We start from the raw sequence: 12,667 nt of genomic DNA, 5'->3' as shown, positions 1-12,667 counted from the left end.
TTGGCGGCATGAACGTCATCGACACGCCGCTGCCCGGCGTCAAGCTGATCGAACCCCGGGTGTTCGGCGACGCGCGCGGTTTCTTCATGGAAAGTTGGAACCGCCGCACCTTTGCCGGCCTCGGCCTCGATCTGGATTTCGTGCAGGACAATCACAGCCGCTCGGCCAAGGGCGTGCTGCGCGGACTGCATTATCAGCTCAGCGATCCACAGGGCAAACTGGTGCGGGTGACCAGCGGCAGCGTGTTTGATGTGGCGGTGGACATCCGCCGCGGCTCGCCGCACTTCGGCCAATGGGTCGGCTATGAACTCTCGGCGGAAAACCACCGCATGCTGTGGGTGCCGCCGGGATTTGCCCATGGCTTCATCGTCACCAGCGACAGCGCGGACTTCATGTACAAGGTGACCAGCTTCTACAATCCGGCCGATGAACGGGCGATCCGCTGGGATGATCCGGCCATCGGCATCGCCTGGCCCGATGTCGGCACGGTGCCGACCCTTTCGGGCAAGGATGCCATCGCGCCGCTGCTCGCTGATGCGGAGCTGTTCGCATGAAGGTGCTGGTTGCCGGCAGCGGCGGGCAGTTGGGCCGGGCGCTGGCCGCCACGGCGCCGGCCGGCGTCACCCTGATCGCCCCGCCCGAGGCAGAGTTTGACATCACCAACGCCGATGCCGTCGCCCGCATCGTCGCCGACACCGCGCCCGATCTGCTGGTCAACGCCGCGGCCTGGACAGCGGTTGACAAGGCAGAGGCCGAAGAGGCCACCGCGCTGCTGGTCAACGCCACCGCTGTTGCCCATCTTGCCACCGCCGCGGCCAGATCGGGCACGCGCTTCGTGCAGATTTCCACCGATTATGTCTTCGATGGCCGCGGCCACACGCCCTATGCGCCCGCAACCCCGCCCGCTCCCGCCAGCGCCTATGGCCGCACCAAATTGGCCGGCGAACAGGCCGCCCAGGCCCACCACCCATCGCCGCTGATCATCCGCACCGCCTGGGTCTATGCCGCGCAAGGCAATAATTTCGTCCGCACCATGCTGCGCCTGATGGCCGAACGGGACGAGGTGCGGGTGGTTGCCGATCAGATCGGCACACCCACCCATGCCGCCAGCCTGGCCCGCGCCATCTGGGCGCTGGATGGCCACAGTGGCCTGTTCCACTGGACGGATGCCGGCGTGGCCAGCTGGTATGATTTTGCTGTGGCAATTCAGGACGAAGCGCTGCGGCTTGGCCTGCTCAACCGCCAGGTGCCGATCATCCCTATCGCCACCAGCGATTATCCCACCCCGGCGCAGCGCCCGGCCTATAGCGTGCTCGACAAGGCCAGCAGCTTTGCCATCACTGGCCCGGCGCGCCACTGGCGGGCCGAATTGATCGATTGCCTGAAGGACATGCTGGCATGAGCCATCTTCTCGTCACCGGCGGCGCTGGCTTCATCGGCGCCAATTTCGTCCATTATTGGCGGCGGCATCACCCCAATGATGCCGTCACCGTGCTCGATGCCCTCACCTACGCCGGCAACCGCGCCAATCTGGAAGGCGCCAACAGCGTCAACTTCGTCCATGGCGATATCCGCGACACCGCGCTGGTCGAACAACTTCTTCGCGATGGCAACATCGATACCATCGTGCACTTCGCAGCCGAAAGCCATGTCGACCGCTCGATCCACGGCCCGGCCGCCTTTGTCGATACCAATGTCATCGGCACGCTGTCGCTGCTCACCGCTGCCCGCGCCGTGTGGCTGGCCGACGGCGGCAAGCCCCACCGCTTCCACCATGTCTCCACCGACGAGGTCTATGGCACGCTGGGCCCCAATGATCCGGCGTTCAGCGAGACCACGGCCTATGCCCCCAACAGCCCCTATTCGGCCAGCAAGGCCGCCAGCGACCATCTTGTGCGCGCCTGGCACCACACCTATGGGCTGAATGTCACCACCAGCAATTGTTCAAACAATTACGGGCCTTACCAGTTCCCGGAAAAGCTGATCCCGCTGTTCCTGATCAACGCGCTGCACGGCCGGCCGCTGCCCATCTATGGCGATGGCATGCAGATCCGCGACTGGCTGCACGTCGAGGATCATTGCCGCGGCATCGAGGCTTGCCTGCTGAAGGGCCAGGTGGGTGAGACCTACAACATCGGCGGCGGCGCCGAACTGCCCAACCTCACCGTCATTGAAACCCTGTGCGCGGCGGTGGATGCCGCCTTTGCCACCGATCCCGGCCTGGCTGCCCGCTTCCCGGATGCGCCCGCCGCCAAGGGCCAGCCCACCGCCAGCCTCAAGACCTTTGTCACCGATCGCCCCGGCCATGATCGCCGCTATGCAATCGACGAAACCAAGGCCCGCGCCGAACTGGGCTATGCCCCGGCCCGAACCTTCGAGCAGGGCTTCGCCGAAACCCTCAATTGGTATCTCGCCAACGAAGCCTGGTGGCGCGCCGTCATGGACGGCAGCTATCGCGACTGGGTCGAAACCAACTACACGCGCTGACCGGTTTTGATTCCACCCGCGCGCCGGGCCTGATAGATCAGGGGCATGCGCCCCACCCTGCCCCGTCTGCGCTTCACCGTCATTCGCGAACTGCTGGCCAGCCAGGCCGGCGGCGGGCAGGTGCTGATGATGGCCGCCGCCGCCGCGCTGTTTGCCGCCAACAGCCCCCTATCCGATCAATATTTCCATCTGCTCCACCTGCAGATTGGCCCGATGGGCCTGCTGCACTGGATCAACGATGGCCTGATGGCGATCTTCTTCCTGCTCGTCGGTTGCGAGATCAAGCGCGAATTTGTCGATGGTGAAATGGCCAGCTGGCCGCGCCGGATCCTGCCCGGCGTGGCGGCCGCGGCCGGCATGGCGGTGCCGGCCTTGGTCTATCTCGCCATCAACCGCGCGGTGCCGGCCAATCTGCCGGGTTGGGCCATCCCGACTGCCACCGATATCGCCTTTGCCCTGGGCGTCATGGCGCTGCTGGGCGACCGCGTGCCGGCCAGCCTGAAACTGCTCCTCACCGCAATTGCCGTGATCGATGATCTGGGCGCCATCGTCGTCATCGCCGCGGTTTACACCACCGGCCTCAACCTCGCCGCGCTTGCCGTTGCTGCTGCCCTCACTTCGGCGCTCGCCCTGCTCTCATGGCGGCGCGTGCAGGCAATCTGGCCCTATCTGCTGCTCGGCGCCGGCCTGTGGCTGGCCATCCACATGAGCGGCATCCACGCCACCCTGGCCGGCGTCATCACCGCGCTCGCCCTGCCGATCCGCGCCACGCCCGGCACGCCGGAAGCCCATGACAGCCCGCTGCTGCGCGTCGAACATGCGCTGGCGCCCATTGTCGGCTTTGCCATCGTGCCGATCTTCGGCTTTGCCAATGCCGGCGTCGATCTGCGCGGCCTGTCACTGGCCGCCGCGCTCGATCCGCTGGTGCTGGGAATCGCGCTCGGCCTGTTGCTGGGCAAGCAGATCGGCATCTTCGGCGCCATTATGACATTGGTGCGCCTGAACATCGTCGACATGCCGGCCCACGCCACCACCCGCCAGCTCTGGGGCCTCAGCCTGCTCTGCGGCATCGGCTTCACCATGAGCCTGTTCATCGCCGCCCTTGCCTTTGGTGCCGGCAGCCAACCCGAAGCGACCGCCAAGCTGGGTATCATCGCCGGCAGCCTTGCATCCGCCCTGTTGGGCCTCGCCGTGCTGGGCAGGGGCCGTCCGGCATGACCGGCCTGCGCCGCTTTCCCCATTATGCCGCCTTCGCCTTCACTGCCGCCGTGCTTGGCCTCGCCCTCGTGCCGCTGCTGCCACGTGACACGGCAGCGCTGCTGGCCTTCGATGGGGCGGTGGCGGCGTTTCTGGTGGTGCTGATGCTGCACTTGCGCGGCGCCACCGCCAGCCATCTGCGCAGCCGCGCGGCCGAACCGGGCCACGGCATCATGCGGGGGTTGGCCCTCATGGTGCTGGCCGCCGTGCTCGTCGGGCTGGCGGCCGAATTGCGCGGTGGTGGCCATGATCTGCCCCGGCTGCTCGTTGCCGCCGGTTCACTCACCATGGCCTGGCTGTTCGCCAACAGCCTGTTCGCGCTGCATTACATGCATTTGTTCTACAAGCCGGCCGGTGCTCATATCGCCGGCGGCCTGGAATTTCCCGGTAATGAAACCGCACCTGATTTCAGCGATTTTCTCTATTTCGCCGTCACCATCGGGATGACCTTCCAGGTGTCAGACATCGTCATCACCGCAAGGCCTGTCCGCCGCCTGGTGCTGGCCCATGCGATGATGTCGTTTGCCTTCAACATCGCCGTGATTGCCCTCACGGTCAGCGTCATGGCCAGCGCCCTGGCCTGACCGAGGTCATCCCAGGTTGGCGCGCAGCATCCACGCCGTCTTTTCATGCACCTGCATGCGCTGGGTCAGCAGATCGGCGGTCGGCTCGTCGTGGGCGGCATCGGCCAGCGGGAACACGGCCCGGGCGGTGCGCACCACCGCCAACTGGTCCTCGGCCAGAATGCGCACCATCTCGTCCGCCTTCGGCACGCCGTCGGCTTCCTTGATGGACGACAATTTCGCAAACGCCGAATAGCTGCCCGGCGCCGGTTCGCCGAGCGCGCGGATGCGCTCGGCAATCAGGTCCACCGCCAGCGCCAATTCGCTATACTGGCCTTCAAACATCAGGTGCAGCGAGTTGAACTGCGGCCCGGTCACGTTCCAGTGGAAATTGTGGGTCTTCAGATACAGGGTGTAGGTATCGGCCAGCAACCGCGCCAATCCGTCGGCAATCGCCTTGCGCTGGCCATCGGCCATGCCCAGATCGATTTCGTCGCCCTTGTGCTTCTTCTTGGCCATCACCATTCTCCTCTATGCATAGGGATAGGCCGGCCGCAGCGATGACGTCCAACCGGATTTTCCGATGAACGCCATCGCCTCGCACTTCATTGGCAGATCACCCGGCCGCGATCGATGCTGTTGCCAATGGCGGCCCCGGCGGCACCGCCGATGATGGTGCCCAGCGTCTTCGATCCGCCCGGCGCCAGCACATTGCCCAGCACGCCGCCGGCGATACCGCCCACGATCAGGCCGGTGGTGCCATCGCTGCGCCGGCAATAATAGCGGTTGTCATACCCGCGCCACACCGGATCATTCCAGCCAAGGCGATAAGGCCGATAACCGCCGGGGCGATAGAAATACTCGGCATGCCAGCCAGGCCGGTTCCAGCCGTCGCGGTGCCAGGTCCAATCATTGCCCGGCCGGCCGCCGGGGCCCCAGCCACGGCCATGGCCCGGCCCGCCGCCCCAGCCGGCGCGATACAGGTCGCGGCGGTCTTCCACGAACTCACGCTCCGCCCGGCGCAGCTCGCGCCGTTCCTCGCGGATATCCTCGCGGTCGCCCCGCCACTGTGCGCGGGCCAGGTCGCGGCGCTCGTCCTGCACACGGTCCCAGCTGCGCGCGACTTCGCGCGGAGAGGCACTGCGGCGATCCCGCCAATCATCATCATGGGCCAGCGCCGGCGCCGAAACGGCCAACCCGGCCAGCATCATCATCGAAAAACGCGTCGTCATGGCATCACTCCTCCATGGTTGATCGGAAAAAACTCATCGGCAGACCACGCGGCCGCGGTCGATGCTGCGGCCCAATAGGCCGCCCACCACCGCGCCCAACACGGCGCCCTGGGTGCGGCTGCCCCGGCGCGACAGTTCCGAACCGATCACACCGCCCACGGCCGCTCCGGCCAACGTTCCGGTGGTGCCATCGCTGCGGCGGCAATAACCGCCGCGGCCTTCGTAATAACGGCCATCCTGATAGCGGGCGTCGTCCCAGCCGCGCCGGTCGTTCCAGCCGCCATTGCCGTTCCAGCCCCGGCCATCGTTCCAGTTGCGGCCGTCGTTCCAGCCGCGCTGATCATTCCAGCCGGCATCCTGCCAGCCGGCCTGCGGCGGCGGGTTGCCCTGCCAATGGGCGGCAGCCGGGGCGGCCGCGGCCAAGGTGGCGGCCATCAGGCCAGTGATGATCGTGCGCATCTGCATGTCCTTCGCTCCTGTTGATGGAGCGATGATTCGCACAGATGGCATGTGAACAGGCTGAACAGGCCTGTTATCGCCCGTTCAGCTTCAGGGCAGCGCCCACAGCGGCGTCTTGGCGTCGCGGCCCGGCACCTCGCGCACGAAACGCGGCACCAGATAGCCCGGCAGCAGGCCGCGCAACTCGGCCTCGAGCACCCGCGCGCGCGCCTCATCCACATCGAAATGCGCCGCGCCCGCCACCGGGTCGGTCAGATGCATGTAATAAGGCAGCATGCCGGCGGCAAAGAGACGGCGGGCGTGCGCGGCGATGGTGGCGGCATCATCATTCACCCCGGCCAACAGCACCGATTGGTTGAGCAGCGCCACCCCGGCCGCCCGCAGCCGCCCCAGCGCGGCCGCCACATCGGCAGAAATCTCATTGGCATGATTGCTGTGCGCCACGATCACCACGGCCAGCCGAGTGTCACGCAGCAGGTCGATCAGCGCCGGCGTCACGCGATCCGGGATGGTCATCAGCGTGCGGCTGTGCAGGCGCAGAGTCGTTACGTGCGGCACAGCCGCAATCGCCGTCACCAGCCCCTCCAGCCGCGCATCCCCCAACGACAGCGGGTCCCCGCCCGAAAGGATCACCTCCTCGATGGCCGGATCGGCAGCGATGGCGGCCAGCGCCTCCGCCTCGCCGGCGCGGGTCAGCATGGTGGCGCCATAATCATAATGGCGGCGGAAACAGTAACGGCAGTGGATGGCGCAGGCGCCGGATGCGATCATCAGCGCCCGGCTGCGATATTTGCGCAGCAGGCCCGGCGCCGCACGATAATCCGCCTCTTCCAGCGGGTCGGTCAGCCGGCCGGGCTGCGGCAGCGCCTCCTCCCCGCGTGCCAGCACCTGCCGCAGCAACGGGTCGTTGGGGTCACCGCGCTGGATCAGGCTGCGGAAATGCGGCGGCGCCGAAACCGGGAAATCGGGCGTCGCCAGCACGCCGGCCGGGAAATCCGCAGCTGAAAGCCCCGCTTCGGCCAGCAAATCGGCGGTGCTGATCCGCGCCGCCCGCTGCTGCGCCTGCCAATCGGTCCAGATCTGCTGCGGATGCGCGTTCATCGGTCGGGCCCTGAAACAAGAAACCCCGCAGCCAGTGCTGCGGGGTCTTGGGGGAACATGGTGGGCGCGACAGGGATTGAACCTGTGACCCCTGCCGTGTGAAAGCAGTGCTCTACCGCTGAGCTACGCGCCCGATGTTCCGCGTGCGGAGCGGCCGATTAGGCGAGATGGCGGGCGCTGTAAAGCCCCAGCATCACGCCCGATCAACAAAATCAGTGCCGCACCGCCGGTTCGGCCGCCACCGCCGCCGCCGGCTGCACTGCCTTCTCGTCGGCCTCCGTCCATTCGATCGGCACCAGCGGCTGGGTCAGCGCCAGCGCCAGCACTTCATCGACATGGGCGACCGGCACGATCTTCAGCCCTTCCGTCACATTGTCGGGGATGTCGGCCAGGTCCTTCTCGTTCTCAGCCGGGATCAGCACGGTGGTGATGCCGCCACGCAGCGCCGCCAGCAGCTTTTCCTTCAGGCCACCGATCGGCAGCACGCGGCCGCGCAGCGTCACCTCGCCGGTCATCGCAACGTCGCGCTTCACCGCCACGCCGGTCAGGGTCGAAATGATCGCCGTCACCATGGCAATGCCGGCCGACGGGCCATCCTTGGGCGTCGCGCCTTCCGGCACGTGCACATGGATGTCCTTCTTCTCGAACAGGCTGGGCTTGATGCCATAATGGGTGGCCCGCGCCCGCACGAAGGACAGCGCCGCCGAGATCGATTCGGTCATCACGCTGCCCAGCTTGCCGGTGGTCTTGATATTGCCCTTGCCGGGGCTGGTCACCGCCTCGATGGTCAACAGGTCGCCGCCCACCTCGGTCCAGGCCAGGCCGGTCACCGCACCAATCTGATCCTCGCTGTCAGCCAGGCCAAAGCGGAACTTGCGCACCCCGGCAAACTCGGCAAGGTTTTCCGAGGTCACGGTCACACTCGTGTCCTTGCCCTCCAGGATGCGGCGCAGCGCCTTCCGTGCCAGCTTGGCGATCTCGCGCTCCAGCTTCCGCACCCCGGCCTCGCGGGTGTAATAGCGGATGAGGTCGCGGATGGCCTCGTCGGCCACGGCAAACTCCTCCTTCTTCAGGCCGTGCGCGTCATACTGCTTCTCGATCAGGTGGCGCTTGGCGATCTCCACCTTCTCATCCTCGGTGTAGCCCGAAAGGCTGATGATCTCCATGCGGTCCAGCAGCGGCTGGGGCATGTTGTAACTGTTGGCCGTGGTCACGAACATCACGTCCGACAGATCGTAATCGACCTCCAGATAATGGTCGTTGAACGCCTTGTTCTGCTCCGGATCCAGCACCTCCAGCAGGGCGGAGGCCGGATCGCCGCGGAAATCCTGGCCCAGCTTGTCGATCTCATCCAGCAGGAACAACGGGTTGGACGTGCCGGCCTTCTTCAGGTTCTGGATCACCTTGCCCGGCATCGAACCGATATAGGTGCGGCGGTGGCCCCTGATCTCGGCCTCGTCGCGCACGCCGCCCAGGCTGTGGCGGATAAACTCGCGCCCCGTCGCCTTGGCAATGCTGCGCCCCAGGCTGGTCTTGCCCACGCCGGGCGGGCCGACGAGGCACAGGATCGGCCCCTTCAGCTTGTTGGTGCGCGCCTGCACGGCCAGATATTCGACAATCCGGTCCTTCACCTTTTCCAGGCCATAATGATCGGCGTCCAGCACCGTCTGCGCCGCGACAATGTCCTTCTTGATCTTCGATTTCTTGCCCCACGGCAGGCCCAGCAGCGTGTCGAGATAATTGCGCACCACCGTGGCTTCCGCCGATTGCGGCGCCATCGCCTTGAACTTCTTCAGCTCGGCCAGTGCCTTCTCGCGCGCTTCCTTGGAAAGCCTGGTCTTCTTGATCTTCTCCTCGAACTCGGCGGCTTCGTCCTTCTCGTCCTCCTCGCCCAGCTCGCGCTGAATGGCCTTCATCTGCTCATTCAGATAATATTCGCGCTGCGTCTTCTCCATCTGCTTCTTGACGCGCGTGCGGATCTTCTTCTCCACCTGCAGCACGCCCAGCTCGCCCTCCATGAAGGCAAAGATCTTCTCCAGCCGCGTGCCCACATCGGGCTCGGCCAGCAGGCTCTGCTTGTCGGCAATCTTCAGGCCCAGATTGGCCGCCACCGTGTCGGCAAAGCGTGCCGGCTCCTCGATGGCGCTGATCTGGTTGGAAATTTCCGGCGCCACCTTGCGGTTCAGCTTCACATATTGCTCGAACTGCTTCTGGGCCGAACGCAGCAGCGCCGAAACCTCGCTCTCGTCGCGCAGCACATCGGCACGCTCCGCCACCTCGGCCACCAGATGGTCGCCGCTGGCATCCAGCGCCACCAGCCCGGCGCGGCTCTGGCCTTCCACCAGCACCTTCACCGTGCCATCGGGCAGCTTCAGCAGCTGCAGCACCGTGGCGATGGTGCCCACATCATAGAGCTGGTCGGCACCGGGATCCTCGTCACCCGGGTTCTTCTGGCTCAACAGGAACACCATCTTGCCATCCTGCATGGCGGCTTCGAGGGCGTTCACCGATTTCTCGCGGCCCACAAACAGCGGCACGATCATCTGCGGAAACACCACGATATCGCGCAGGGGCAAGACGGGCAGGGTCTGATTGGTCATGTTCACTCCACTGGGGCCGCACACGCCGCCCCGCATCGCCTCCCGATATGGGAAGGCCGGGGCCCGGCTGCAATGGCAGAATCAGCGCAGGCCCACGCGGCATGATGCAAGAGCCATGCCGGCCCGGCCAGTGGCAATCAGCCCTTGACGGCGCCCGCCGCCACCAGGGCGGCAATGGCGGCATCATCATAACCCAGGGCGGCAAGCGTCTGCCGGCTGTGCTCCCCCAGATGCGGGGCTGGGCCCGGCGGGTCCAGCGGCGCACCAAACCGCGCCGGCGCGCGGGCCTGCCGCACCCGGCCCACCGCGTCATCATGCGCCACCTCGATGCAGATGCGGTTGTACCGCACCTGCGCATCATCGGGCACATCCTCCAGCCGCACCACCGGCCCACCCACCGCGCCATGGGCGACGAATCCGGCCATCAGCTCGGCCCGGGTGCGCCTGGCAATCTCGGCCGAAACCTGCGGCGCCCATTCGCGCTGGTGCTTGATGCGGCCGGCGGTGGTGGCAAAGCGCGGGTCTTCGGCCAGATCATCGCGGCCAAGGCTGCGGGTCAGCGCCACGAACTCGGCGGTCTGCAACGCGCCGATCGCCACCTGGCCATCGGCCGCCTTCCACAGCCGCATCTGCGCGCCATATTCGGGCCAGCGCTCCGGTGCGTCGTCCAGAAAGGCGTTGTTGTACATGCCGTCGGGCCAGTTGAAGGCGATGGCGGCATCCAGCATCGCCACCTCCACCCGCTCGCCGGCGGCATCCGGCCCGCCGCGTTCGCGCCGCAGCAGCGCCGCAGTGATCGCCTGCGCCGCCGTCAGCGCCGTCACCTTGTCGGCCACCAGATGGCGCACCAGGCCGGGCGTGCCCTCCTTGTCCACCTGGCTTGCAGCAATGCCCGACACCGCTTGGATGACAGGATCATAGACGCGCACATTCTGATACGGCCCATCCGGGCCAAAACCGGTGATGCTGCAATAGATGATGCGCGGATTGAGCGCGCGGATATGCGCCCAGCCCAGCCCCAGCCGCTCCATCACGCCGGGCCGGAAATTCTCGATCAGCACGTCCGCAGTGGCGATCAGCTTTTCCAGCACCGCCACCCCATCGGCCGATTTCAGATCCAGGCACAGGCCCTGCTTGCCGCGGTTGACGGCAATGAACATGCTGGAAAGATCGCCCTTTTTTGGTCCCAGCGTGCGCACCGGATCGCCGCCGGGGCTTTCCACCTTGATGACCTCGGCACCCTGATCGGCCAGCATCGTCGCAGCCATCGGGCCCGACACGATCTGCGAACAATCGACGATGCGATAGCCTGCCAGCGGTCCGCTCATGTTTGGCCCCTCAATCGTGGATATTGATGTCGCGCGTGTCCTTCAGGAACAGCAGCATCACGATCAGGCCCACCACCACCACCGCAATCGTATACCACAGGCCGGCAAACACATCGCCCGTCTTCACCACGATATATTGCGAGACCACGGGCAGGAACCCGCCGAAATAACCGGTGCCGATATGATAGGGCACCGACATCGAGGTGTAGCGCACCCGCGCCGGGAACATCTCCACCAGCACTGCAGCAATCGGCGCATAGGTCCAGCCTGACAGCAAGCCGATCGCCATCACCGCGAGCAACAATTGCCAGGCGACAATGCGCTCCGGGTCGGCCTTTTCCGGCCAGCCGGCGGCGTTCAGCGCCGCGCTCCATTTCTCCTTGTCAAAGCCTTCCAGATGCGCGCCGGCCACGTTCAGCGCCAGCACATCGGCATCGCGCTTGTCATAGCTCACGCCGCGCTTGGTCAGCCATTCCAGCGCCTTGCCGCACTCGGCCTCCTGCTTCAGGAAGATGTTGTATTCGCACGCCGGCAGATCGACCGTCACCGGCGCCGTCGCCATCGCTTCCGAAAGCGCCGGGTTCGCCCCCTTGGCCATCAGGTTGAAGATCGGGAACAGCGCCACCAGCGTCAGCGCAAAGCCGGCGCTGAGCACCTGCTTGCGGCCAAAGCGATCGGACAGCCCACCGAAATAGACATAAGCTGGCGCCGAAACCGCCACCCCCGCCGCCAGATAGAGCAGCGCCTCCGTCTCCGGCAACCGCGCCGTGTTCTGCAGGAAATAAAGCGTGCCGAACTGGCTGGTATAGAAGATCACCGTGAACCCGGCCGAAACCGCCAGCGCCACCAGCAACCGCCCCTTGTTGCCGGGTGCTGACAGGGCATCCCGGAACGGGTTAGCCGATGTGGTGCCCGCCGATTTCATCTTCTGGAACACCGGGCTTTCGGACAATTTCATCCGCACCCAGATCGAAATTCCAAGCAGCAGCAGCGACACCAGGAACGGCACGCGCCAGCCCCAGGCGGCAAATTCCGCCTCCGGAATGATGGCCTTGGTGGAGAGCACCACTGCCAGGGTGAGCATGAAGCCGCCGGCCGCCGCCGCCTGGATCCAGCTGGTATAGGCGCCGCGCTTGCCCTTGGGCGCATGCTCCGCCACGTAAATCGCAGCGCCCCCATATTCGCCGCCCAGCGCCAGCCCCTGCAAGGTGCGCAGGGTGAGCAGCAGGATCGGCGCTGTGATCCCGGCCTGCTCGAAGGTGGGCAACAGGCCGATGCAGGCGGTCGCCCCGCCCATCATGGCGATGGTGATCAGAAAGGTATATTTGCGCCCGACCTTGTCGCCAAACCAGCCGAACACGAGGGCTCCAAGGGGCCGGAAGAAAAAGCCGATGGCAAAGGCAAACAGGCTGAACAGCAGCTCGGTCGTGGGGTTGCCAGTGGCAAAGAACAGCTTGCCGAGCAGGCTGGCAAGGATGCCATAGAGGAAAAAATCATACCATTCGAACACGGTGCCCAGGCTCGACGCCACGATCACCAGCCGATCCCGCTTCGGGTCGATCACATCGTCGACCGTCTCATCTCCAACGCCCAAAACCGGCCTCCCCGCCTGTTCCCTTGCGTCCCGGCATAGCGGATGC

General features: G+C 65.8%; 12 protein-coding genes and 1 tRNA gene. 5 read left to right on the top strand and 8 right to left on the bottom strand.

Annotated features, from left to right (window positions below):
* Positions 1-8 precede the first annotated feature (8 nt).
* From rfbC to AC6BOR_RS14440, 5 genes are read left to right on the top strand one after another with little or no spacing between them, the layout of a single operon-like run.
* Positions 9-554, top strand: coding sequence for a dTDP-4-dehydrorhamnose 3,5-epimerase (rfbC, locus tag AC6BOR_RS14460; RefSeq protein ID WP_498059064.1), 546 nt, complete (start codon positions 9-11; stop codon positions 552-554).
* Entirely contained in the window at positions 551-1,402 is an 852-nt protein-coding gene (rfbD, locus tag AC6BOR_RS14455; protein WP_498059063.1) for a dTDP-4-dehydrorhamnose reductase, read from the top strand. The genes rfbC and rfbD overlap by 4 nt, the downstream gene beginning before the upstream one ends.
* On the top strand, positions 1,399-2,487 hold the full coding sequence (gene rfbB / locus AC6BOR_RS14450) for a dTDP-glucose 4,6-dehydratase (RefSeq protein ID WP_498059062.1): 1,089 nt from the start codon (positions 1,399-1,401) through the stop codon (positions 2,485-2,487). Before rfbD ends, rfbB begins: the two co-directional genes overlap by 4 nt.
* A gap of 45 nt (positions 2,488-2,532) precedes the next feature.
* Positions 2,533-3,705, top strand: coding sequence for a Na+/H+ antiporter NhaA (nhaA, locus tag AC6BOR_RS14445; protein ID WP_498059061.1), 1,173 nt, complete (start codon positions 2,533-2,535; stop codon positions 3,703-3,705).
* The gene (locus AC6BOR_RS14440) at positions 3,702-4,328 is read left to right on the top strand and encodes a DUF1345 domain-containing protein (RefSeq protein WP_498059060.1); all 627 of its coding nucleotides are present in this window, start codon (positions 3,702-3,704) and stop codon (positions 4,326-4,328) included. The genes nhaA and AC6BOR_RS14440 overlap by 4 nt, the downstream gene beginning before the upstream one ends.
* 6 nt (positions 4,329-4,334) lie before the next feature.
* On the opposite strand, the gene AC6BOR_RS14435 is transcribed toward AC6BOR_RS14440, so the two are convergent.
* The 8 genes from AC6BOR_RS14435 to AC6BOR_RS14400 all read right to left on the bottom strand — a co-directional run bounded on the left by AC6BOR_RS14435 (position 4,335) and on the right by AC6BOR_RS14400 (position 12,621).
* Positions 4,335-4,826: a Dps family protein gene (locus AC6BOR_RS14435; protein ID WP_498059059.1), complete on the bottom strand. Its 492-nt coding sequence runs from the start codon at positions 4,824-4,826 to the stop codon at positions 4,335-4,337.
* A gap of 86 nt (positions 4,827-4,912) precedes the next feature.
* Complete coding sequence (locus AC6BOR_RS14430; protein WP_498059058.1) at positions 4,913-5,539, bottom strand: glycine zipper 2TM domain-containing protein; 627 nt, start codon at positions 5,537-5,539, stop codon at positions 4,913-4,915.
* Between the two features lie 33 nt (positions 5,540-5,572).
* Entirely contained in the window at positions 5,573-6,004 is a 432-nt protein-coding gene (locus AC6BOR_RS14425) for a glycine zipper 2TM domain-containing protein (protein WP_498059057.1), read from the bottom strand.
* A gap of 84 nt (positions 6,005-6,088) precedes the next feature.
* Positions 6,089-7,099: an EF-P beta-lysylation protein EpmB gene (gene epmB, locus AC6BOR_RS14420; protein ID WP_498059056.1), complete on the bottom strand. Its 1,011-nt coding sequence runs from the start codon at positions 7,097-7,099 to the stop codon at positions 6,089-6,091.
* Between the two features lie 58 nt (positions 7,100-7,157).
* Positions 7,158-7,232, bottom strand: a tRNA-Val gene (locus tag AC6BOR_RS14415).
* 79 nt (positions 7,233-7,311) lie between these two features.
* Positions 7,312-9,699, bottom strand: a complete 2,388-nt coding sequence (lon, locus tag AC6BOR_RS14410) for an endopeptidase La (RefSeq protein ID WP_498059055.1) — start codon at positions 9,697-9,699, stop codon at positions 7,312-7,314.
* A gap of 137 nt (positions 9,700-9,836) precedes the next feature.
* Positions 9,837-11,027, bottom strand: a complete 1,191-nt coding sequence (locus tag AC6BOR_RS14405; protein ID WP_498059054.1) for a CaiB/BaiF CoA transferase family protein — start codon at positions 11,025-11,027, stop codon at positions 9,837-9,839.
* Between the two features lie 10 nt (positions 11,028-11,037).
* A complete protein-coding gene (locus AC6BOR_RS14400) occupies positions 11,038-12,621 on the bottom strand; it encodes an MFS transporter (protein WP_498059053.1) in 1,584 nt (527 codons plus the stop codon).
* Between the last annotated feature and the right edge of the window lie 46 nt (positions 12,622-12,667).

Source organism: Sandarakinorhabdus sp. FBCC-B8862, assembly GCF_059745315.1.
The sequence above is the reverse complement of the archived record's forward strand: the minus strand, read 5'-3'. Positions and strand labels throughout refer to the sequence as shown.